General features: G+C 75.9%; 2 protein-coding genes. One reads left to right on the top strand and one right to left on the bottom strand.

Features of this window, described 5'->3' with window-relative positions:
* Window positions 1–346 (bottom strand): hypothetical protein (locus XH79_RS06850; protein ID WP_271581157.1); only part of this gene is annotated, 346 nt, incomplete at its 3' end.
* Between XH79_RS06850 and XH79_RS06845 the strand changes: the two genes are divergently transcribed.
* A partial coding sequence (locus tag XH79_RS06845; protein ID WP_271581156.1) for a DUF5801 repeats-in-toxin domain-containing protein occupies window positions 309–868 on the top strand: 560 nt, incomplete at its 3' end. The two genes, XH79_RS06850 and XH79_RS06845, sit on opposite strands and share 38 nt — an antisense overlap.

Genomic DNA, 868 nt, shown 5'->3' with positions numbered 1-868 from the left:
GCTGACGGCGGTGCTGTCGGGTACGACGGCTGCGCTGGACGAGGGCAACACGGACGCAGGTTCCCCGCCGACGAGCGCCCCCCCCCCCCCCCCCCCCCCCCCCCCCCCCCCCCCCCCCCCCCCCCCCCCCCCCCCCCCCCCCCCCCCCCCCCCCCCCCCCCCCCCCCCCCCCCCCCCCCCCCCCCCCCCCCCCCCCCCCCCCCCCCCCCCCCCCCCCCCCCCCCCCCCCCCCCCCCCCCCCCCCCCCCCCCCCCCCCCCCCCCGACGGCTCGGCGATCAGCCTTGTCGACGTGAACGGCGACGGCAGCGTGATCGTGGGCGTGGTGCAGGCGGGCAGCTTCGCCAACCAGGCCGCGTTTGCGATCTCGATCAACGGCACGACGGGCGCGGTGACGGTCGAGCAGTATTTGTCGCTGCACCAGGACAGCGCCAGCAACACGCCGGACGACGGGGTGTCGCTGAACGCGAACTCGCTGGCGCTGACGGTGACGATCACCGACGGCGACGGCGACAAGGCGAGCACGCCGGTCGACGTGTCGGGCAAGATCACCTTCGACGACGACGGTCCGAAGCTGACGGCGGTGCTGTCGGGCACGACGGCTGCGCTGGACGAGGGCAACACGGACGCGGGCTCCCCGCCGACGAGCGCGGCGGCGACCATCAACACCGGCGCGATCGCCAAGGGCGACGATCCGGATGTGACGGGGACGGGCTACATCGCGCATGCGGTGGACGTTGCGCTGCTGACGGCGACGTCGCAGTTCGGCGCGGACGGTCCGGCGGCCGCGGGATCGACGGCCTACAAGCTGACGGTGACCAATGCGGTGTCGGGTCTGTTCGTGACCGACGGTTCGGCGATCAGCCTTGT

The organism is Bradyrhizobium sp. CCBAU 45389, assembly GCF_028128625.1.
In the GTDB taxonomy this organism is placed as follows: domain Bacteria; phylum Pseudomonadota; class Alphaproteobacteria; order Rhizobiales; family Xanthobacteraceae; genus Bradyrhizobium; species Bradyrhizobium liaoningense_B.
This window is presented reverse-complemented; position numbering and strand designations above follow the sequence as displayed.